This window comes from Haloferax marinisediminis (genome assembly GCF_009674585.1).
Classification (GTDB): Archaea; Halobacteriota; Halobacteria; order Halobacteriales; family Haloferacaceae; genus Haloferax; species Haloferax marinisediminis.
The window spans coordinates 1,126,665-1,146,417 of sequence record NZ_WKJP01000001.1 but is presented as its reverse complement, the minus strand read 5'-3'; the positions used below and the strand labels follow the sequence as shown (position 1 = coordinate 1,146,417).

21 protein-coding genes and 1 tRNA gene are annotated in these 19,753 nt (G+C 62.0%); 13 read left to right on the top strand and 9 right to left on the bottom strand.

The features are described 5' to 3' along the window. Positions 1–19 precede the first annotated feature (19 nt). Positions 20–104: transfer RNA gene (locus GJR98_RS05915), tRNA-Leu, on the top strand. A 178-nt stretch (positions 105–282) separates the two neighbouring features. Here the strand turns inward: GJR98_RS05915 and GJR98_RS05910 are convergent. The 3 genes from GJR98_RS05910 to GJR98_RS05900 are packed head-to-tail and all read right to left on the bottom strand — an operon-like array spanning position 283 to position 3,603. Next, on the bottom strand, positions 283–1,104 hold the full coding sequence (locus GJR98_RS05910) for a hypothetical protein (RefSeq protein ID WP_191965427.1): 822 nt from the start codon (positions 1,102–1,104) through the stop codon (positions 283–285). After that, the gene (locus GJR98_RS05905) at positions 1,101–2,378 is read right to left on the bottom strand and encodes a tubulin/FtsZ family protein (RefSeq protein WP_151136414.1); all 1,278 of its coding nucleotides are present in this window, start codon (positions 2,376–2,378) and stop codon (positions 1,101–1,103) included. Before GJR98_RS05905 ends, GJR98_RS05910 begins: the two co-directional genes overlap by 4 nt. 52 nt (positions 2,379–2,430) lie before the next feature. Next, on the bottom strand, positions 2,431–3,603 hold the full coding sequence (locus tag GJR98_RS05900) for a tubulin/FtsZ family protein (protein WP_151136412.1): 1,173 nt from the start codon (positions 3,601–3,603) through the stop codon (positions 2,431–2,433). Between the two features lie 272 nt (positions 3,604–3,875). On the opposite strand from GJR98_RS05900, the gene GJR98_RS05895 reads away from it, so the two are divergent. The 4 genes from GJR98_RS05895 to GJR98_RS05880 all read left to right on the top strand — a co-directional run bounded on the left by GJR98_RS05895 (position 3,876) and on the right by GJR98_RS05880 (position 8,146). Continuing rightward, positions 3,876–4,613, top strand: a complete 738-nt coding sequence (locus GJR98_RS05895) for a tetratricopeptide repeat protein (protein ID WP_151136410.1) — start codon at positions 3,876–3,878, stop codon at positions 4,611–4,613. A 52-nt stretch (positions 4,614–4,665) separates the two neighbouring features. After that, the gene (locus tag GJR98_RS05890; RefSeq protein WP_151136408.1) at positions 4,666–4,845 is read left to right on the top strand and encodes a hypothetical protein; all 180 of its coding nucleotides are present in this window, start codon (positions 4,666–4,668) and stop codon (positions 4,843–4,845) included. A gap of 111 nt (positions 4,846–4,956) precedes the next feature. Continuing rightward, complete coding sequence (locus GJR98_RS05885) at positions 4,957–7,293, top strand: methyl-accepting chemotaxis protein (protein WP_151136406.1); 2,337 nt, start codon at positions 4,957–4,959, stop codon at positions 7,291–7,293. A gap of 352 nt (positions 7,294–7,645) precedes the next feature. Continuing rightward, entirely contained in the window at positions 7,646–8,146 is a 501-nt protein-coding gene (locus GJR98_RS05880) for a DUF5813 family protein (RefSeq protein ID WP_151136404.1), read from the top strand. A 158-nt stretch (positions 8,147–8,304) separates the two neighbouring features. Here GJR98_RS05880 and GJR98_RS05875 read toward each other — a convergent pair whose 3' ends face one another. Then, the gene (locus GJR98_RS05875) at positions 8,305–8,541 is read right to left on the bottom strand and encodes an Lrp/AsnC ligand binding domain-containing protein (protein ID WP_151136402.1); all 237 of its coding nucleotides are present in this window, start codon (positions 8,539–8,541) and stop codon (positions 8,305–8,307) included. A gap of 2 nt (positions 8,542–8,543) precedes the next feature. Next, positions 8,544–9,227, bottom strand: a complete 684-nt coding sequence (locus GJR98_RS05870) for a potassium channel family protein (protein WP_151136400.1) — start codon at positions 9,225–9,227, stop codon at positions 8,544–8,546. A 109-nt stretch (positions 9,228–9,336) separates the two neighbouring features. Here GJR98_RS05870 and GJR98_RS05865 point away from each other — a divergent pair, with 109 nt between their 5' ends. After that, entirely contained in the window at positions 9,337–9,570 is a 234-nt protein-coding gene (locus GJR98_RS05865) for an Lrp/AsnC ligand binding domain-containing protein (protein ID WP_151136398.1), read from the top strand. A gap of 46 nt (positions 9,571–9,616) precedes the next feature. Here the strand turns inward: GJR98_RS05865 and GJR98_RS05860 are convergent, their stop codons facing one another. Beyond that, positions 9,617–10,663: a thiamine pyrophosphate-dependent dehydrogenase E1 component subunit alpha gene (locus tag GJR98_RS05860; protein ID WP_151136396.1), complete on the bottom strand. Its 1,047-nt coding sequence runs from the start codon at positions 10,661–10,663 to the stop codon at positions 9,617–9,619. Positions 10,664–10,764: 101 nt separating this feature from the next. Between GJR98_RS05860 and GJR98_RS05855 the strand changes: the two genes are divergently transcribed. After that, entirely contained in the window at positions 10,765–11,085 is a 321-nt protein-coding gene (locus GJR98_RS05855) for a hypothetical protein (protein WP_151136394.1), read from the top strand. 27 nt (positions 11,086–11,112) lie between these two features. Here the strand turns inward: GJR98_RS05855 and tmk are convergent, their stop codons facing one another. After that, positions 11,113–11,706: a dTMP kinase gene (tmk, locus tag GJR98_RS05850; protein ID WP_151136392.1), complete on the bottom strand. Its 594-nt coding sequence runs from the start codon at positions 11,704–11,706 to the stop codon at positions 11,113–11,115. A gap of 183 nt (positions 11,707–11,889) precedes the next feature. Here tmk and GJR98_RS05845 point away from each other — a divergent pair, with 183 nt between their 5' ends. The 5 genes from GJR98_RS05845 to cofG all read left to right on the top strand — a co-directional run bounded on the left by GJR98_RS05845 (position 11,890) and on the right by cofG (position 17,121). Next, entirely contained in the window at positions 11,890–12,795 is a 906-nt protein-coding gene (locus tag GJR98_RS05845; protein ID WP_151136390.1) for a complex I NDUFA9 subunit family protein, read from the top strand. A gap of 240 nt (positions 12,796–13,035) precedes the next feature. Then, on the top strand, positions 13,036–14,223 hold the full coding sequence (locus GJR98_RS05840; protein ID WP_191965426.1) for a tubulin/FtsZ family protein: 1,188 nt from the start codon (positions 13,036–13,038) through the stop codon (positions 14,221–14,223). Continuing rightward, positions 14,192–14,986 (top strand): hypothetical protein, encoded by a 795-nt coding sequence (locus tag GJR98_RS05835; RefSeq protein ID WP_151136388.1) that lies wholly within the window; start codon positions 14,192–14,194, stop codon positions 14,984–14,986. Before GJR98_RS05840 ends, GJR98_RS05835 begins: the two co-directional genes overlap by 32 nt. Before the next feature lie 6 nt (positions 14,987–14,992). Then, positions 14,993–15,613: a 2-phospho-L-lactate guanylyltransferase gene (gene cofC / locus GJR98_RS05830; RefSeq protein ID WP_151136385.1), complete on the top strand. Its 621-nt coding sequence runs from the start codon at positions 14,993–14,995 to the stop codon at positions 15,611–15,613. Between the two features lie 299 nt (positions 15,614–15,912). Continuing rightward, the gene (gene cofG / locus GJR98_RS05825) at positions 15,913–17,121 is read left to right on the top strand and encodes a 7,8-didemethyl-8-hydroxy-5-deazariboflavin synthase subunit CofG (RefSeq protein WP_151136383.1); all 1,209 of its coding nucleotides are present in this window, start codon (positions 15,913–15,915) and stop codon (positions 17,119–17,121) included. 35 nt (positions 17,122–17,156) lie between these two features. Here the strand turns inward: cofG and GJR98_RS05820 are convergent, their stop codons facing one another. Both GJR98_RS05820 and cofH read right to left on the bottom strand, forming a co-directional pair. After that, a complete protein-coding gene (locus tag GJR98_RS05820) occupies positions 17,157–17,705 on the bottom strand; it encodes a metal-dependent hydrolase (RefSeq protein WP_151136381.1) in 549 nt (182 codons plus the stop codon). A gap of 1 nt (position 17,706) precedes the next feature. Then, positions 17,707–19,077: a 7,8-didemethyl-8-hydroxy-5-deazariboflavin synthase subunit CofH gene (gene cofH / locus GJR98_RS05815; RefSeq protein ID WP_151136379.1), complete on the bottom strand. Its 1,371-nt coding sequence runs from the start codon at positions 19,075–19,077 to the stop codon at positions 17,707–17,709. A gap of 154 nt (positions 19,078–19,231) precedes the next feature. Here cofH and GJR98_RS05810 point away from each other — a divergent pair, with 154 nt between their 5' ends. Continuing rightward, a complete protein-coding gene (locus tag GJR98_RS05810; RefSeq protein ID WP_151136377.1) occupies positions 19,232–19,681 on the top strand; it encodes a DUF5518 domain-containing protein in 450 nt (149 codons plus the stop codon). Positions 19,682–19,753 lie beyond the last annotated feature (72 nt).

Below are 19,753 nucleotides of genomic sequence, written 5' to 3'. Positions count from 1 at the left end.
TCGGAATACGGTCAACTGCGCGGGGGTGGCTGAGCCAGGCCAAAAGCGGCGGACTTAAGATCCGCTCCCGTAGGGGTTCGCGAGTTCAAATCTCGTCCCCCGCATCGATTCTCTGAACGTCGTGCAGAGAGCGATGCGTCCAGAGAGAGTTGAACCAGCGAGCAACTCGTTGCGAGTGAGGTTCAACTCTCGTCTCTCCACATTCGACTCTGCGAACAACGTCGTGCAGAGCGATGCATCGGGACGAGAGTCGAAAGGGGAAGAGTCTCCGAAAAGCCGGTGTCAGTACAGTCTGGACCCGCCGTCGTCGACTGGGTTCGAGGGTCCGGACTCCCGAACGCTGTCGACGAGTGTGACGAGGCCACCGAGAACCCAGCCGACTGGAACCGCGAGGCCGAACCACATTCCGACGTACGCCAGCCCCTGCAACTCGAACGACGCTCGAATGAACGCGGCGATGCCGGCGAAATTGAGGACGTTGTTCAACAGCCAGATTGCGAGCGACGTCGAACTCGGGAAGACGATAGACGCCAAGGTCGGCGAGTAGAGCGACGCGACGACTGGCGGAAGGAAGAACGCAGTCACAGCTAACGGATAGCCGAGCGCGACGGTCGTTGGTCGTCCCCCACTATTGGTGAAGAACAACGCGAGGACGGCAGCGATGGTCGCGACGACACCTGCAACCGCGACGGCGACGAACCCCTCGAACGCGATGGGAGAGATGTACGTCGCTGCGGTGAAGAGTCCCCAGACGACGACCGAGAGCAGCGCGACGCCGGCGAAGCCGAGTCCCGCAGTTATTCGGTCGATTCGGTGGGAGTAGAATCGAATCGCGAGCCCCAAGACGAACACTGGGTACGCGACGGCGAGGAAGAGCAAGCCGACTGCGGCCCAGAGTCGGTAGGCGACCGCGCCACCGGGACTCTCGGGTTTGCGGTTTTCGACCACTGAGTGGTCGACTTCGAGCCCCCGAGCGAATGCGACCTCCATCCACGTCGCGTGCATCCATCGCAGGTCGATACGCATTGCAGTGGCCGTAGTGGCGACCCAGTTCGGAAGCCACGACGGTGTCTGATTCCAGTCTTCGTCGATTGGGTCGCTCATTGTGAGTTGGTCGTACCGGTTGGCGTCCCTTCGGTACGGAGGGAGTGTTGATACTCGACGGCCCGCTCTTGAATCGCGTCGATTCTGGCGACGTCGGTTACGTTCGAGAACAGGATTACGACGGTGAGTTCGGTCGCTCGGTCGTGTGGCTCGTCTCCGGCCATCACGTCCACGATGTCCGCTTCCTGTTCGAGCCAGTACCGGCCGCCCTCGAAGCCCTTCCGGGAGAGCGTTCGAGAGGGGCCAGAGAGCAGTATCAGAGCGCGGTCGGCGCTCGTGATTTCGCACGGAAGCGTGAGTTTCGAATCGGCCGCCTGTCGGACGAGGTTGTTAATCTTCGCCGCGTCAGTCGCCCCGTCGTCACCGTCGATTTCGGGGTCCGAGCCCCAATCGCCTTCCGGCATCCAGGAGAACCGGTCTTGGACCGACCGAAGCAACGAACGAACGCCGCCGGGTTGTGGCAGGTCCACCGACGCGTATCCGATAGACGAGACGCCGCCGGTGTCGAGTGTCCGCATGATGTCGCTCGGGTCCATCAGATTCTCCGAGCCCGAACTCCCGCGAATCTCCCCTGCTGCGAACAGGGTGACGAGTCGCTTGGCGAGTTCGACGTTCATGCGTGTGTAGTCTCCACCGGCAGCGTCGTCTTTGGCGACGGGTGCATCGTCGTCAGTTGATGCGTCGTCGCCAGACTCCGCTTCGTCGACTGCCGAGTCCGGTGTCCCGTCGTCGGGGTGGTCGTCGTCTTCCCAGGCGTCGTTGTCGAAGGCAATCACGTTGTCTGCCGCGGCGACGAACGACTGGAGTGACCGGGCCGCGTTCAGCGACGATTGCTCACCCTCTGAATCGCTGGGGAGGACGCCAACGGCGTACACTGGGTCGTCACAAATCTCTTTCAGCTGCTCTATCACGACCGCACCTGCACCGCCACCGGTGCCGCGGCCGAGGCCAGCGACGACCAAGATGCCGTGAATCTGGTGGAACTCGATGAGGTCGAACGCACGGATGAGGTCGTTCTTCTCTTCGCGTGCGATTTCGGCCGCGAGGTCGGGATTCCCATCGATATCAGACCCGTCTGCTTCCCAGTAGACGTCGCCGATAGTCAGTCGGCGCTCTTCGGGCACGTGCTCGGGCGCGTCGAACGCCGGTTTGGTCGAGTTGACGAGCAGCGTGTTCCCGTTACAGAGGTTCCGACCGGACGACTGCTCGATGTCCAGCATCTGATTGACGATTCGGCTACCTGCATTACCGACTCCGATGACTGCCAGCTTCATCGCGTCACTCCCTGGAGGGTGTACACTCCCCCCCGATTGACGGGAGTCATGGTCAGATGACCGGGTCGATTTTGCCGTCCTTATCCTTGATCAGGTTCGCGATCTCTTCCTCGCGCACGGCCTCCTGCTCGGCAATCTTTTCTTGTGCTTCGACCGCCTGCTCCTGAATCGCTTTGATTCGAGGCGTCTCGGTGACGTTCGACAGCAACACCACGGCCGAGAGTGCAGAGGCGTTCTCTCGGGGGTCGTCGCCGGCCAGCACTTCCACCGTGTCGACTTCCTTTTCGATCCACTCGCGGGCACTCTCGAGCCCCTTCCGAGAGAGTTCCGACGGTGGTCCAGAGAGAACGATCAACGCCCGGTCGGCGCTCGAGACTTCACACGGGAGCGTGAGTCGGGAGTTGACGGCCCGTCGGACGAGCCCGTTTATCTTCGCCGCGGAGTTCGTCGTGTCCTCGATTTCGTGTTCTTCGCGGAAACGGTTCAACAGGCCATCTCCGTTGTTGTTCACCGTCGTCGACGCGTAGCCAATCGACGAGATGCCGTTGGTGTCGAGCGTTCGGATGATGTCGCTGGAGTCCATCGCGTTCTCGGCGGTGGTGGCCTCGTCGTACTCTCCTGCACCGAGGAGGGTGACGATACGAGTCGCCAGTTCGCGGTTCATCCCTTCGTATCCTTCACCGACGGTCTGGCCTTTCGAGCGCCACGCGTCGTTGTCGAAAGCGATGAAGTTGTCAGTGTTGTTGACGAACGACTGGAGCGACCGGGCGGCGTTGAGTGCCGGACGGCCACCTTCGTACTTTCCGGGGAGAACGCCCAGACCGTACACCGGTTCGTCGTACATCTTCTGCAACTCTTTGATGACGACTGGTGCCGCACCACTGCCGGTGCCACCGCCGAGGGACGCACAGACGAGAATCGCGTCGACTTCGTGGATGTCTACGTCGTCGAACGCACGCCGAATCTCGTCCATGTCGTTCTTGGCGACTTCCGCGCCAACGTCCACGTCGCCACCGACACCGTGACCTTTGGCTTTCTGATGCGTATCACCAATCAACACCCGTCTGTTCTCCGGGATGTGGTCCGGTTTGGTGAGGTCTGTCCGAGCGGTGTTGATGACCATCACGTGACGACAGAGCTTTCGGTTCGTGAGCGATTCGAATTCGACCATCTTGTCGACAATCTTGCTGCCCGCATTGCCGACACCGATTGTGCCTAATTTCATGGTGAAGTTCCTGCACTAGGTCTGGTCTCTACGACTGCCCGCGTGCCCGGAGGGCCGTTCGATTGCTTCGACCCGTCACCCCCCTGCGGATTAGAGTCCACCCAGTTGATTTTCGGTGCTCACCGACAGTATTTAAGCCGTGTGGCCGATTGACATGATTTCTGACAGGATTGTGATTTTTCACCCGACCCAGAACGTCCTCGACAGACGTATCTCTCCGCTTTCACTGGGTGTCCGACCACGTTATGTCGTCTCCGCACCAATACTCACGGATGGCCTCGACACGTGACCACCGATACTCTGAGGGAGCGGGGTTCGGCGACCCGTACGAGGGATTCGACCTCGACCCTCCCGAACTCCGGCAGAACACGCGACTCGTCGACCCGACCGACGACTACGTGCTCGCCGACATCGTAGACGAGTCGCAGGTCGTCCCCGAGCACGTCGACATCCCGGCACTCATCGAAGTCGGGTTGGCTTACGTCGCGATCGAGGAGTACGAACAGGCGGTCGATAGTTTCGCACGTGCGATTGCGTACGCCGACGAAGATTCTCCCGAAGCGCAGGAGGCGTGGGTGAACAAAGGCGTCGCCCACGCCCAGTTAGCAGAGTACGACGAGGCAGTCGGTGCCGCGCGAGAGGCACTGCGCATCGACGACGACAACGAACACGCCGCGACGGCGGAGATGAACCTCGCGTACGCACTCTGGGAGTTCGGCGACTCGTCAGAACCGCTCGACCACGCAGAGCGAGCGGTCGAACTCGACCCGCGCCACCCACACGCGTGGTACAATCGGGGTTTCTTCCTCGCAGAACGGGGACAGTACGAAGAGGCGATTCGGTGCTTCGACGCCGCCATCGCGCTCGGGATGCGCGATATCTCGGTGACCAGCGAACGCGAACGTGCGCTAGAGAAAATCGCGCCAACCGAGCTGGAAGACCTCGAGTCGGAAGGTGTCGAGCGTGCGCTCGAAACAGACGGGGACGGCGTCGAAGAGCGAGGCGAGTAGTCCCGCCTCCACAAACCATTTGTCGGTGGCTGTAATGACATCTAATTAGAACGTGTTCCCGCAGGACGCACCCTCCCGGTTCGACGCCGCACTCTTTGGGATGGCACTCTGTTTAGTCGCGGGTGCCGGTGGCGGTGTCGTGTCGGCACTCCCGACGTACATCGCAACGGGGGGTGGTGCGACGGGGGCAGCAGCAGTTGCACTCGGTGTAACTGTGAACGAACTGCTCTAACGGCACTTCGGGGAGCGACGACTCGCTGTGCTCCTTCGAGAGTGCAACATTATCACGCTTGATAGCCGACGGGTCAACACTTTACGTCCTATTTGCTTGCGAACGAATAACATGAGACTCGCCACGTTAGTGCCGGCGGTACTCAGACGGAGTTACCTTCGGAAGTTTCTGTTCGTTCTATTGGTCGTCGCCGGGGTAATGGGCGGATTTGGCCTCTACGTGACCGACATGGTCGGAGAAGAGGTCAGAGCAGACGCGCACAGCGAACTCGAGACGGCCGCAACCTTGGAGGCAGAAGAGTTGTCGAGTTGGTTAGATGGATACTCAAGGACGGCCCGAATGCTCTCTGAGTACGACGCAATCCGGTCTGGAAGCGAAGAAGAAATCGACACCACTCTCAGCTATGAGAAGAAGAATCTTCCAGACGAAGTTCTCGCGATTCACTACATCAAGCCGTCGAATCGTCACATCACCAGAAGCACCGACGGCGTGTTAGAGTCCAAGACTGTCGAGGACCTCGACGTGTCGTGGACGACCGGGTCGCTGACGATGCTCGACCCGAACGGAGTCGCAATCTCCGAAGTGTACCGGTACGGTGGTGGCGAACGACTCGCCTTCCTCAGTCCCGTCGCTGGTCGAGACGCCGCCGTGATGGTCGTCGTCGATGCGACACAACACGCCGAGACGCTCAGCGAACCAATCGAAGGGTCGCGAACGAGAGTCGTCACCGCCGAGGGCGTCGTCGCCTTCGACAAGTACGGCAGCAACGTCCTCACGCAGTACCGTGGCGGAGACGAGACACCGGCGCTCGATGCCGCGATGGGTGGGAGCGCTGGCGTGGTCGAACGAGACGGTGCTGTGGTCGCACACGCACCCGTCGATGGAACCGAATGGGCCGTCCTCGTCGAAACACCGCCCGAGAACGCGTACGCAGTCGCACAGCTCGTCGAGCGCGACATCGTCATCCTCATCGGCGTCGCACTCGGTGGCCTCGGCCTCGTGGGACTCGTCATCGGTCGCGGGACGGTCGTCTCGCTACGCCGTCTCCAAACCCGGGCAGACATGCTCGCGGGCGGTGACCTCGACGTCGACCTCACGACCACCCGACTCGACGAGTTCGGTGCACTGACTGACGCGTTTGCAGACATGCGCGACACACTTCGAGACCGTATCGAAGCCGCTGAGGACGCTCGGCGTGACCTCGAAGTCGCCGCGGCCGACTACCGAGAGACGATGGACCACGCCGCGGACGGCGACCTGACGGTCCGCACGTCGGTCACGCCCGACGACGAGGCGATGGCCGGCGTCGGCGACGGGATCGACGCGATGCTCACCGACCTCGAAGAGACGATTGGACAGGTTGCGACGTTCGCGACCACCGTCGACACCGCCGGTGAACGCGTCACTGCCGGAACCGAAGAGGTCACTGCAGCATCCGATCGAGTCGAACACGGAACTGCGGACATCTCCGAAGGGGCAGCCGAGCAGGCGGCGCTTCTCGACGACGTCTCTGCGGAGATGCAAGACCTGTCGGCGACTGTCGAAGAGGTTGCGGCCTCCGCCGACGAACTCGCCAAGCTCTCCAGTGACGCCAGTGAGTACGGCCAGACCGGGCGTAACGCGAGCGCTGCCGTCCACGAAGAGATGGACGCCATCGACAACCGAGTCGCCGCCGCGGCAACTGGTGCTGAGACGCTCCGCGAAGACGTCGCCGACATCGCCGACGTGGTGGACCTCATTGGCGACATCGCAGACCAGACCAACTTGCTCGCACTGAACGCGTCTATCGAGGCCGCACGGGCGGGCGAGGCCGGCGCAGGATTCGCCGTCGTCGCCGACAGTGTGAAAGCCCTCGCAGAGGAGACGAGCGAGGCGACGGATGAAATCGCAGAGTCCATCGAGGCAGTCGAGACGGCAGCAGACGGGACTGTCGCCGACGTTCGCGCCGCACGAGAGCGCGTCTCGACTGGTGCTGAGACGGTCGCCGAGAGTGTCGACGCTATCGACGAAGCAGTCGAACGGCTCGAAGAAGTCGACCACGGCGTCGCTGCAATCGACGAAGCGACTGCCTCGCAGGCGACGGCCGCACAATCGGTCGCTCGTCTCGCCGACGAAGCGGCCGAAATCGCGTCCGAGACGCAGACCGACGCGGCAGACGTCGCCAGTGCTGCACGCGACCAGAACGACGTGATGGTTGGCGTCGCCGGCCAGATGCAGGAGCTTTCGACGACCACGGACAAACTTCGGTCGCTCGCGGACCGGTTCGAGGTCCGAACCGAGGGAGCCGAGACTGAACCGAGTCGCGAGTCAGAAGCAGACGGCGACGACAGCGATGCCGTGAGCAGGCAAGAAGACAGAGAAACACGGAGCGCGAGCACAGCAGAGACGGTGTCGTCGCCCACGATGGCCGAACTTGCGACCGACGGGTCGGGCGCGGACCACGAGTGACGGCGTAGTCGGCACTCGTTTTTCGATAGACAGAGCGGATTCACACAACAGTATCACGGGAGTCGAGCGAAGTCTCTCACCGTGCGAGACGTATAGAAACCGACAGACTGCGGGCTCGAAGCGTTGGTTTCGTCAGAAAGGGATAGGCAACCGCACGGGAGCGGCCCGTGCGGAAATGCCGCCCTAGATTGGTCCCCGCTGACGCTTCGGCCCTCCAAAGCGAAGCGTCACCTGAATGGAGTGCGGCGAGATACTTAAACGTGCCGCCATTCCGCCGAATACAGCGCCCTATAGCGATTCGAGGAGACTTCAACGCAATGGGCTTTTCTCTCGTGAGGCCGTTCGTCTGGCTATGAGCGACCACGAGATTCCGGGCCGCGTCCGCCGGGCGTTCGGCGACCACAAGTCGTTCGAACAGGTCGACGACCGGACGTTCGAGTCGGTGACGACACCGTTCGACGGAGTCGTCAGTGTCAGTACACAGGAGAGCGGACACGTCGAGTTCGACGTCGAGGTTCGTGTTCCGATGCTGTCGGCCGTCGTCGCCGACGACGTCGCCGAAATCGTCGAGGATGGCTGGTACGAGACGTTCGAACTTCGCATCGAAGACGTAAACGGCGTCATCGCGGGAAGTCACGATCTCGACCCGGACGTTCGACGCGTCGGCGAGGAAGCAGTCGTCCAGACGACGTTCGTCGACATCAACGAGCGACGCGGTGTCGACGACGCCGGTGCAGTCATCGACTACGTCGAAGGGACGTACGTCGAGGGAATCATCCCCGGATACGAGTACACCGAACCGGTGACGAGCATCCTGAGTCGTGCACGCGACGCTGCAGGAACAGGCTTCTGAAGCGGAATTCTATTCGGACTGCTTCTGTGTCGCCGAACGGAGCGTGAACAGTCTGTGTTCGGGGAAACGAGGCCGAGTAAGATACCGAGAAGGCGAAACGAGTGTCGAACGGGACGCGACGGGTGTGCGTCAGAACTGGGTGGCAGTCTCGCCGAGCGTCAGTCCATGGCGATGTACGTCTGGGTGTCTTCGATACCGTCGACTGCCTGAATCCCACCTGCCACGTCTTTGACCTCTGCAGGTGTGCCGACGTCCACCTTCACGATGAAGTCGACGTCGCCAGCGACGATGTGGGCGCTCTCGATTCCGTGGTCGACGGCGAGGAGCTGTTCTTTCAGTTCGTCGATGCCGTCGGTCAGCGCAGCCGCTTTGACCATGATGTACGCGTGAACCATCGTCACGCACCCCCTGCCGCGACGGCCGCTTCATCGCCGACGAGCAGTTGTCGAACGTCGTGGAGGACGTCGAAGTCGGCGAGGACGGCAACCCGGTCACCAGTCTCGAGTGAGTCGTTCTGTAGTGGGATACCCATGGGTTTGTCTTTCTTGCCGAACGCGAGGAGACGGGCGTTCGCCGGGAGTGCAACCTCTTCGATACTGTAGCCGTTCATCGGCGAACTGTCGGTCACCGTCACGAGGATGACCTGGAGGTGTTGGGCGATATCTGCGATTGCGCGAATCGACCCGCCGAGCAGCGCGTTCTTCGCACCGATGGCACCGAGCCGCTCTGGGTAGACGATTTCGTCCACTTCCCGGGCGTACTTCTTGTACACCTCTTCGCGGTAGTCTTCGTCGATGCGAATGACCGTCCGGCACCCGAAGTGCTTGCCAATCATGCACGCCGCGAAGTTCACGTTGAGGTCCGCCGTGAGTGCCCCGAGTGCGTCGGCCTCCTCGATTCCAGCCTCGAGGAGTACGTCCTCGTGGGAACCGTCTCCTTCGATTACCTCGAAACCCTGCTCTTGCGCCTGCGTGACGCGGTTGGGGTCCAATTCGACGAGGGTGATGTCGTGTCCTTCCTCCCGAAGGACACGGGCAGTGCGCAGACCAACCCGTCCAGAACCAATGATAACGAACCGCATACGAATACGGTATGACGGGGGAGGCAAATAACCTTACCCCGGTTTCGGACGAATCTGCCGTACTCGGCGGAAGCAAGGCTTTTGCATCATGTGGTAGAATATCTCACGCATGGTTCACGCCTTCATCATGGTGAAGACTGGCGCTGGGGAGTCCGAACAGTTACTCGGGCCAATCCGCGAACTCGAAACGGTGTCGGAGGCGCACATCGTCGCCGGTGCGTACGACATCATCGCGGAGGTCGACACCGAAGCAGTGTACGAGGTACTGAAGACGGCGTCGAGTCGAATTCAAGGGCTCCAAGGCGTCGCCGACACGAAGACGTACATCTCGTTAGACGACTGACTCAGTGTCTCTCGAAGGCGGGGAGGAGAGTCGGAGGAGCGACCCCTCAGCGGTCGAGTTCGAACGGACCGTGTTCCTCGACGAACGCCATGTGTTCTTCACGTTCACGAGCGAGTTCTGGCGGCAGGTCGTCGTACACGTAGTCGAACAGCTCTTCCGGCCCCGGTTCTGGGACCGCTTCCGCTGTCTCGACTGCCTCACGTAACTCGTCGTCGGCGTCTTCGTACATCGACTCGACGAGGTCGTCGTCGACGACGCCTTGCTCACGACAGTACTCCTCGAATCGTTCGAGGGGGTCACGAATCCGCCACTCGGGGAGGTCCGGGTCGTCGTCCCGGTAGCGTGACGGGTCGTCGGCAGTGGTGTGTGGTCCCTGTCGGTAGGTAAGCGCCTCGATGAGTACCGGCTCACCGTTTCGGGCCTTTTCAAGCCCCTCTTCGACGGCCTCCCTGACGGCGAGTGGGTCGTTGCCATCGACTTGCATCCCGTCGATACCGTAGGCTTCGGCCTTCCCGGCAATCGACTCACTGGCCGTCTGGCGTTCGCGTGGGAGCGAGATGGCGTATCCGTTGTTCTCACAGAAGAAGACCACCGGCGCGTCGAAGACGCCGGCGAAGTTGAGTCCTTCGTGGAAGTCGCCTTCAGAGGTCGCACCGTCACCGAAGCAGACTAGCGCCGCGTAGTCGTCGTCACGGTAGTTGGCGGCCATGCCGACCCCGGCGGCGTGGGGTATTTGACTGGCAATCGGAACCGCTTGTGGGAAGACCGGCACGTCGTGGTCCGAGTGGTATTCGGCGTAGCCACGGCGGAAGAGGAAGATGTCGCTCGGCGGGACGCCGCGAGCAATCTGGAGCGCGTTCGACCGATAGGTGGGTAAGAGTACGTCGTCCTCACGCATCGCGTGGGCGGCACCTATTTGCGAGGCTTCCTGCCCGTGGAAGGGTGGGTAGCCGCTCATCCACCCACGTCGCTGGAGGGCGAGTGCACGCTCGTCGAACCGTCGCGCTCGGATCATATCGCGGAGGGCTGCGCGGGCGTCTTCCTCGGAGAACCCCGTGCTGTCCAACCCGCGTTCTGCGATGAGTCGATGCATGGCGGAGCGTCACGGTCCTTCGTGATAAACGTCCCCCGTTCGCATGCCTCCTCAGTCGCCGAGAGCGACAGGCCAAAGACCATTGCCTCCCTAGGCAGCGCATGGTCTCGGTGGTCAACCTCGCGCTCATGGTCGTCGTCATCGGTCTCCACACGCTCATCGCGGCGGTGATGACGCGCTTCTTCCGCCTCCGACTGAAGACGCAGTGGGGCTACGTCCTGTACGCCCTCTTTCTGATACCGCTGGTGTTGTTCTTCTCGACACTCGTGTTCACCGGTGTCTTCGGCATCGGCGTGAATCTCGGCAGTCCCGCCGCCGCGCTCGGCGTGATGATTGGGATGCCACTCGCACTCGGATTCACCATCGACACGCTCTACGTCCCGCCGCCAGAAGAGTTCGAGAACCTCCCCGACTCCCGGTGACACGGGAGACGCCGCGAGCTTGATTGCTTAGGCTTCGCTGAGAATCTCTTCGAGCGCCGCTTCGACGTCGTCGAGCACGTCTTCCGGCGGTTGGGTCGCGTCGACCCGCACGAACCGCTCCGGCTCGGCTTCGATGAGGCGCTCGTAGTTCGCGCGAACCTCGGCGAGATACGCCGCCTGTTCGAACTTGTTGGTCTTGCCGCTTCGAGCGGCCGCCGTCTCGGGGTCGACGTCGAGGTAGATGGTCTTGTCCGGAGGTCGAGTGAACGCTGCGTGGATGCCCATGATGTACTCCATCGGGCGCTTGAGGTCGCTGTCGCGGAGTGAGGCACCCTGGTAGGCGTATCGAGAGTCCGAGTATCGGTCAGAGATGACGAGGTCGCCCTCGGCGAGTGCAGGACGAACGACACGCGAGAGGTGGTCGGCGTGGTCGGCAGTAAACAGAAACAGCGTCGCAAGCGGGTCGGCGTCGTCGTCGCCGATTGCACGGTTGACCGCGTCACCGTACCACGAATCGTCGGTCGGTTCGCGAGTGAAGACAGCATCCGGATAGACGTCGTGGAGGGCCTCCCAGACGGTGGTCTTGCCGCTTCCGTCGAGTCCCTCGAGCGTGACGAGCATACGACTACTGACTCGGCCCCGACGAAAAAGCACCCGAACTATCGCGGCAGTCGTGTCAGTCATCAGCTGTGACGGGGTCCGTCACTCGCTCCTCGAAGATGATTCTCATCGGAGCAATAACCGGCGAAATCGACCGAAACCCCCCGTTAGCTTTACCCTCATTCCGCCGAATATTACGACGTTATGAACGTCCTTGTCGTCGGCGGAAGCGGATTCATCGGTAGCCACCTCTGCCGTGAGTTGGAGTCGCGTGGACACAGCGTGACTGCGATGTCGCGGAGTCCGTCCAGCGAGGACCTCCCGGATGGCGTCGAGACGGTGATGGGAGACGTCACCGACTACGACTCCATGGCCGACGCGTTCGAGGGGAAAGACGCCGTCGTCAACCTCGTCGCACTCTCGCCACTGTTCGAACCGAAGGGAGGCAATCGGATGCACGACATCATCCACTGGCAGGGCACCGAGAACGTCGTGAAAGCGGCCGAGGTACACGACGTTCCGCGTCTCGTGCAGATGAGCGCCCTCGGCGCGGACCCCGACGGCGACACGGCCTACATCAGGTCGAAAGGAAACGCAGAACAGGCAGTCAAGTCGTCGTCGCTCGACTGGGTCATCTTCCGGCCATCGGTCGTCTTCGGTGACGGCGGTGAGTTCGTCTCGTTCACCAAACGGCTCAAAGGCATGTTCGCCCCGGGTGTTCCACTGTACCCACTCCCCGGAAACGGAAAGACGCGGTTCCAACCCATCTGGGTGGGCGACCTCGTGCCGATGCTCGCCGACGCCGTCGAAGGCGACGACCACGTCGGGAAGACGTACACCATCGGTGGGCCACAGAAACTCACGCTGCGCGACATCACCGAGATGGTGTACGATGCCGAAGGCAAATCGATCACCATCGTCCCCCTCCCGATGGGGCTCGCGGGCGTCGGACTCAGCGTCCTCGGCGCAGTTCCCGGATTCCCGATGGGTTCCGACCAGTACCGGTCGCTCAAGTTCGATAACACCACTGACGACAACGATGTGGGCAGTTTCGGTGTCGACGTGGAGTCGATGAAGACACTTGGGGCATACCTCTCGGAACGGAACTAACTGGGTGAAAGTGATTCATCGAAACGAACAGGTGAGATACGAATAAGTTATTAGTTAATTGATTATGAAACGCGATAGTTCACTCCGCTGAGTGGGCTCTACCGGCATAATGTCCGATTAACATCCCTCCGTCGTTGCTCTTTTTTTCGTCGGACCTGTTTCTGTTATTACACGTACATCCCACAACGCTTATGTCCGCGTTCGTACTGGCTTTCACGCAATGGCGAGGGGACCGAACCTATGAAGCTCGCAATGATCGGATTCGGGCAAGCCGGGGGAAAAGTAGTCGACAAATTCGTCGAGTACGACCGCGAACGAAACGCCGGAATCGTTCGCGCCGCCGTCGCAGTTAACTCTGCGAAAGCCGACTTGCTCGGATTGAAGAATATCCCGAAGGACCAGCGCGTTCTCATCGGCCAGTCCCGCGTAAAGGGACATGGTGTCGGTGCGGACAACGAACTCGGTGCGGAAATCGCCGAAGAAGACATCGATGAGGTACAGGGTGCCATCGACAGCATCCCTGTCCACGAAGTCGATGCCTTCCTCGTGGTCTCCGGTCTCGGTGGCGGTACCGGGTCCGGTGGCGCGCCAGTCCTTGCGAAACATCTCAAACGTATCTACACTGAACCTGTCTACGGTCTCGGCATCCTGCCGGGATCGGACGAGGGTGGCATCTACACCCTGAACGCCGCACGGTCGTTCCAGACGTTCGTCCGCGAGGTCGACAATCTGCTCGTGTTCGACAACGACGCGTGGCGGAAGACCGGCGAGTCCGTCCAGGGCGGCTACGACGAAATCAACGACGAGATCGTCAACCGCTTCGGCGTCCTCTTCGGTGCTGGCGAAGTCAAAGACGGACAGGAAGTCGCAGAGTCCGTCGTCGACTCGTCTGAGATCATCAACACGCTGGCCGGCGGCGGCGTCTCGACTGTCGGCTACGCGTCCGAAGGCGTCGAACCACGGAAGAAGAAGAGTGGCGGCCTCCTGTCGCGACTCACCGGCGGTGACGAGCCAGACGACAACCTCGACACCGCACACACGACGAACCGTATCACCAGCCTCGTCCGCAAGGCAGCGCTCGGCCGCCTCACCCTCCCCTGTGAGATCGAAGGCGCCGAACGCGCACTGCTCGTCCTCGCTGGCCCGCCGGAGCATCTGAACCGGAAAGGCATAGAGCGCGGGCGGAAATGGATCGAGGAGCAGACCGGTTCCATGGAAGTTCGCGGTGGGGACTACCCGATTCCGGGCGCCGGAAAGGTCGCGAGTGTCATCCTCCTCTCTGGAGTGGCAAACGTGCCCCGCATCAAGGAACTGCAGCAGGTCGCCATCGAGGCGCAAGACAACATCGAGGAGATTCGTCAGGAGAGCGAGTCCAATTTGGAGAACCTCATAAACGATGACGAGGACGAACTGGAGTCGCTTTTCTAAGCTGGCGCTCGCGCTCGTCGTGCTCCTGTCGGTCGCTGCGATTCCGGCAGGCGCCGTGAGCGTCGCCTCTGAGGACACGCCCTCCGAGGCGCAGGTCGATTCGAAGGTGACCGCATCGGTCACCCTCGATGAACTGTACAAGGACCCGCAACTCGAAGCGTGGACGCTTGCAGGACAGACCCACCTCGAAGACGTGACGTGGACCGTCACGTACTACGACCAGACGGGCGCGAAAGTCGACCAGCAGTCCTTCGACGGGCAGAACTTCAGCGGGGCGCAAATCGCCGCTGACGACGGAACGAGCGAAGTCGAAGTCTCGGTGACCGGAACGGTGCCCGAGGTCGAGGAGTTCACCTACGACCCGGCACAGGAGTTCACCGTCCTCTCGCTCGCTCAGACCCGCGAAGGAGGCTCCAGTAACGATATCGGCACGTGGAACGCGACCCACTACACTGAAGAGAGCGCCGCCGCACGCGACTCACTCGACAGTGCGAAGGCAGCCATCGCGGCCGCCAGTGGTTCCAACACCCAAGAAGCACAGCAGTCGTTCAACAACGCTGTCGAAGCCTACGAAGGCGCCGAGTTCGGCCTCGCGACCACCCTCGCAGAGGAAGCCGAGACCCGCGCGAACCAGGCGAAGCAGTCGAGTCAGACGACGCAACTACTCATCTACGCCGCCGGTGGACTCGTAGTCGTCGCGCTGCTCGCAGGTGGCTTCCTCTACTGGAAGTCCCAGCAGCAGACCTACGACAAACTGGGCTAACTTCTCATGCGAGTCGCCGTTCCCTTCGGGGGACGTTCTCCGAAGTCGCGACTCGCCCCGCTTTTCGACGCCGACGAGCGACGCGAGTTTGCACTCGTGATGCTCCGTGACGTTCTCGACGCCATCGACCGTGCAGGTGGTGACCCGGTTGTTCTCGCAGACACCGCAGTCGACGTCGACGTCGACGTGCCAGTCATCGTCGACGACCGGCCGCTGACCGAGGTGGTCAACGACGAACTCGGCGGTGACGAACCGGTCGCCATCGTCATGGCAGACCTCGCACTCGCGACACCGGAGGCGCTCACGAGACTGTTCGAGACCGCAGGCGACGTCGTAGCCGCACCGGGACTCGGTGGCGGGACGAACGCGCTCGTCGTCCGCACTCCGTCGTTTACCGTCGATTATCACGGTGCGTCTATCGCCGACCACCGGGCTATCGCTGCAGACGCGGGCGCGTCGTTCGTCGAGGTCGACTCGATGCGCCTCGCCGTCGACGTGGACGAACCGACTGACCTCGTCGAGGTACTCCTACACAGTCAGGGGCGAACACGAGACTGGATAGAAGAGCATGGCGTCCGTCTCGAACGTGGTCGCGGCCGGGTAAGCGTCACACGCGAGTGCCGATAGGACCATAACAGTTCACGATATACATTGACAGGCGCGGTGTCTTCGTGTGCCCGGCGGGAACTGAGGCAACGTGCGCCGCGCGCACCCGTGCCGTCTTTCGAGACGCTGCGGGCAACGAAGTGGAGTCCGAACGTCACGGTGACCGAGCGTAACCGACGCGATGGGTTACGAACGTCTGACGCATCTTCGGACAGGTCGGGGTCGTGTCTGGCACCAAAACCCCGACTCACTCTCGACTTCTGTCTCCCGAATCGACCGCGAGTGATACGTTTTTAGTAGTCCGTCGCACACCAAGCGGTATGTTCCCGGGTGCCGACGAGTACGGAGTCGAGGTTCACATCGACGACGCTGCCGTCGACAGACTCCTCGCAGTCGGCCCCGACGACGTCGACGAGCAACGCTCGTCGGCCCACCGGACACAGTCCGGTGACGTCGACGCACCGTCGTCGCTGTCGTTCTCTCGCAACGTGTTTCTCCCGCTGACCACCGCGTGTCGGTACACGTGCACCTACTGTACGTACTACGACGTCCCCGGCGAGGCGACGCTCATGTCGCTCGACGAGGTCCGAGACGTGGTTCAGATGGGCGCAGACGCTGGGTGCACGGAAGCACTGTTCACCTTCGGTGACGCGCCAGACGAGCGATACACCGAGATTCACCGCCAACTCGACGAGTGGGGCTACGACGACATTCTGGAGTATCTCGTCGCCGCGTGCGAGGTCGCGCTCGACGAGGGACTGCTTCCGCACTCGAATCCCGGCGACCTGACTCGCGAACAGTTCGAATCCCTCGCGCCAGTGAACGCGAGCATGGGCGTGATGCTCGAGACGACGGCAGACGTCGCCGCCCACGCTGGAAACCGCCGCAAGACGCCGGGGCAACGACTCAACACGATTCGCGCCGCCGGTGAAGAAGGTGTCCCGTTCACCACGGGCATCCTCGTCGGTATCGGAGAGACGTGGCGTGACCGGGCAGAGAGTCTCCTCGCGATTCGCGCACTCCACGAGCGATACGGCCACATCCAGGAAGTCATCGTCCAGAACGTCGTTCCGAACGACCGGTCTGACTACGAACGCCCCTCGATAGAGACGATGCGCCGTGTGGTCTCGATGGCCCGTGTGGCTCTCCCCGAGGAGATATCGGTCCAGGTCCCGCCGAACCTCTCGGAGGCCGCCAGGCTCGTCGACTGCGGTGTCGACGACTTGGGTGGTGTCTCACCAGTCACCGACGACTACGTGAACCCAGAGTACGCGTGGCCTGCGCTCCAAGAACTCGCCGACATTGCCGAGGAATCGGGTGTTCCGCTCCGCGAACGCTTGCCTGTCTACGCGCGCTACTTGCCCGACGAGTTCCGTCCGTCTGGTATCGAGGCTGCACCCGCTCCGCGAAACCGAGAGACGTGGATTCGGGAACCAATCGCAGACCGACTTCGGGGCGGGGACGTTCACAGTGAGCGTCTCCGACACGTCGCTCACGGCGACGGACCACTTTCGACGCCGGAGACGTAACGCCGCACTCACTGACCGACTGGTTCTGCTGCCGCTCAGATACCGAACCAGTCGGGCATGCGCCTTCTGAACCCGGTGTAGAACAGGGCGATAGTGATGCCGAGGACGATCGCGACGCGAATCCCTCCGGTGAAGACGAGCAGTCCGGGAATGGCAAACACCAGCGTCAACACGAGGTCCTCGGGGGCACCGTCGTAGCGAACGAGATAGCGCGGACGAAGCCAGCGTTTCGCCGGGTGGACGTAGACGGCGCGGTCAGAAGTTCGGTCCCACGGCCGCAGTTCGTCACCTGCGCCGAGCCAATCCGAGATAGAGTGGAGGGCGGCAGAGAGGAAGAAAAACGCCAGTGCGACGGTGAGGGCCGTGGGCGCGGCGAGAACAGCGAGCCCCACCAGTCCAGCGGCGACGGTGTAGTAGACCGGGAAGTGCAGCGATTTTCGATGCACGCCGACGAAGAGGTCGATGTCGGGGAAGATACCGCCGAGAAGTGCGCCAACCGCAGCGACACCTGCGAGTTCCGGTGCCACCCACGTGAGTGGGGCGGCGAGACTGAGGCCCACTGCGGCGTGGGTCGTCGCCATCATCTCAATCGTCGGCTGTCGCCGAATTACCGCGGCGTTCGAGCATCGGTGTTCCATCCGCACGGGGGCCGAGCATCGGGCCGTGTGGGCCACCGTCCGGGTCGAGTGGGCGGCGCGTCCGATAGTCGGTCGAGCGTTCGACTGGTTGGCGTCCGATGGCCGTTATCATGTCGACGTACTCGTCGAACGACCGGAACTCACCGAACTCGCCACCGGCGCGTTTCGTAATCTCTTCGGAGAGAATCGTCCCCATCAGGTCGTCTGCGCCGCAGTTGAGGAGTTTGAGCGCCTTCGCGTTCCCGAACTTCACCCACGACGACTGGATGTGGTCGATGTTGTCGAGGTAGAGTCGTGAGACGGCAATCATGAGTTCGTCTTCGTCGTCCGAGGCACCGCCGGTGACGAGACCACGGTCGTACAACGGCGTGTTCTGGTAGATGAACGAGAGCGGGACGAACTCGGTGATGCCGCCGTAGCGGTCCTGGAGGTCGCGGACGACGTCGAGGTGCATCACGCGGTGCATCTCGTTTTCGACGTGGCCGTACATGATGGTCGCCGTCACGTCTAATCCGGCTTCCATCGCCCCTTCCATCCCAGCGACCCACTCGTCGGTGCCGATTTTCCCGGGACAGATGACGTCTCTCACTTCAGGGACGAGAATTTCAGCCGCGGTTCCGGGGGCGCTGTCGAGTCCGGCGTCGGCGAGTCGACGGTAGACCTCTTCGTAACTCCAGTCGGTCCCGCGCTTCGCGTGGTGGGCCTCTTCGGGCGTCATCGAGTGGACGTGGACCCCGTCGACCGACATCGCGTCGAGTTGGGCCGCGTAGGTGCTGGGGTCGACGTCGTACGCCTCGGGCGGTTTGTAGTTCACTTCGGCCGCGGGGTTGTCGTACGATTCGAGAATCTCGCGGTGTTCCTCGTCGAGGACGAGTGCAGGGTGGAGCCCAGAGACAGAGGTGACTTCGTAGATACCCATCTCGACCGCATCCGAGACGATGTCCCGGGACTCTTCAGGGGTCTTGGTGAACCCACCGTGGTCTACGTCAGAGTCGGACTCGAAGAGGTGAGCGGTGTTCTTGAAGTTGCAGAAGAGACAGCCCGTGGTACACGCCGTCGTCACGTTGTTGTTGAGGTTGGCGACGAAGGTCACCTCGTCACCGACCATCTCGGCGCGCCGGCGGTCGGCCGCCTCCAAGACGAGTTCCTTCCGAACCGGGTCGATGCCCTCGTGGTCGGTTCCCGTCGTCATGAGCTCGACGCCGTCGGCGATGGTGAGGCGCTCGCCCGTTCGTGCCTTCGCTAAGGCGTTCTCAAACGATTGGTCGGTCTCCGGGACGTGGTCGAACCCGAAGTCGTCGCGGGCGGCACCGGTCATGGTCGTGAGGAACGTGCTACGGTCCTAAAAACTGGGTGGTCCCGGAAGGGGATTTCCTCGCCGGAATGTCGTGCCCACGTCCACGCGGAGTGGTCGGTCACGAACAGTCCGAGTCGGAGAAAGGATTACCCGCTCAGACCGAGTTGTGCCGTGTATGGAACACTCCACGTCCCCAAACGCGTCAGAGGCGTCCATCGACGACCGGGAGCAGTCAACCGGTGTGGAGGATGAAAGCCTTCTCTTTTCAGCACTCGTCGGTGCAATCGCCAGTATCGTCCTCTCTCCGCTTCCGGGGTCGACGATTCTCGGCGGGGCACTCGCGGGGTACCTCACCGGGACCGACCGTGACCTCGGCGTGAAGTCGGGTGCGCTCTCGGGACTGTTCGTCAGTCTCGTCGCCGTCCTTCTCGCACTGGTCGTCTTCGGATTCTTCAGTCTCTTCGCTATCGTCGGCGCGCCCCGGATGGGTATCGGCTTCGGAATCCTCGGATTCGCCCTCATTGGACTCATCGGCCTCTCCTTCGTCCTCCTCTACACCGTTGGCCTCGGCGCACTGGGCGGGTACGTGGGCGCGTATCTCCACGAGGAGTTCGGCAGTTCCTGAGTTCTCCCACGGCTACTCGTAAGAACAGTTCATCGTGGTACCTGCAAGAGACGTGCGTAGATACCGAAGAAC